Below are 822 nucleotides of genomic sequence, written 5' to 3'. Positions count from 1 at the left end.
CGCCGGCCGAGGGCGCGGCCGCCTGGACCGGGCTCCCCGTCGAGGACCAGGAGCCGGCGACCGCCGCGCTGATCCAGGACGACCTCGCGAGCCTGCCGCGGGTCACCCAGGAGCAGGGCGAGGACGCCGTCCGGTTCGGCGAGCGCAGCGTGCCGCGCAAGGTGGTCGACACGATCGTGAAGGCCTCCGACGAAGCCGGGGTCGACCCGGTCTACATGATGGCGCTTGCCGACAAGGAATCGAGCTTCGACACGGAGGCCAAGGCCGGGACCTCCTCGGCGCAGGGCCTGTTCCAGTTCGTCGCCCGCACCTGGCTGGAGATGATCCGCGATTACGGCGCCCGCTACGGCCTCGACGAAGAGGCCGCCGCCGTGAAGGGCCGCGGCTCCGCGATCACCGTCGCGAGTTCCATGCGGGCCCGCGTGCTCAACCTGCGCAACGATCCCCGGATCGCCGCCCTGATGGCGGCCGAGCTGATCAAGCGCGACCGCGAGCGGATCGAGGCCCGGGTCGGCCGGACGCTCACCACCACGGAGCTGTACCTCGCCCACTTCCTGGGCAGCGCCAGCGCCGGGCGCTTCCTGTCGCTCTCCTCCGAGAAGCCCGACGAGGTGGCGGGGCGCGAGTTCCGCAGCGCCGCCCGGGCCAACCGCAGCCTGTTCACCGAGAAGTCCGGCGGCAAGCGCCGCAGCCTGACGGTCGCGGAGCTGCACGGCCGGATCGACGACATGATCGATCGACGCCTGACCCGCTACCAGGGTGTCGCCGCGGTGGCGGCGGCCGTCGACAGGGCGCCGGCCCAGACCGAGACCGCCGCCAACG

Annotated in this window: 1 protein-coding gene; it reads left to right on the top strand. The window is 73.0% G+C overall.

The window, feature by feature from the left end; all coding sequences use genetic code 11:
- Positions 1 to 822 (top strand): transglycosylase SLT domain-containing protein (locus tag FV228_RS31260; protein ID WP_147857923.1); only part of this gene is annotated, 822 nt, incomplete at both ends.

The sequence above is a fragment of the Methylobacterium sp. WL18 genome, from assembly GCF_008040015.1.
GTDB classification, from domain to species: Bacteria; Pseudomonadota; Alphaproteobacteria; order Rhizobiales; family Beijerinckiaceae; genus Methylobacterium; species Methylobacterium mesophilicum.
The sequence above is the reverse complement of the archived record's forward strand: the minus strand, read 5'-3'. Positions and strand labels throughout refer to the sequence as shown.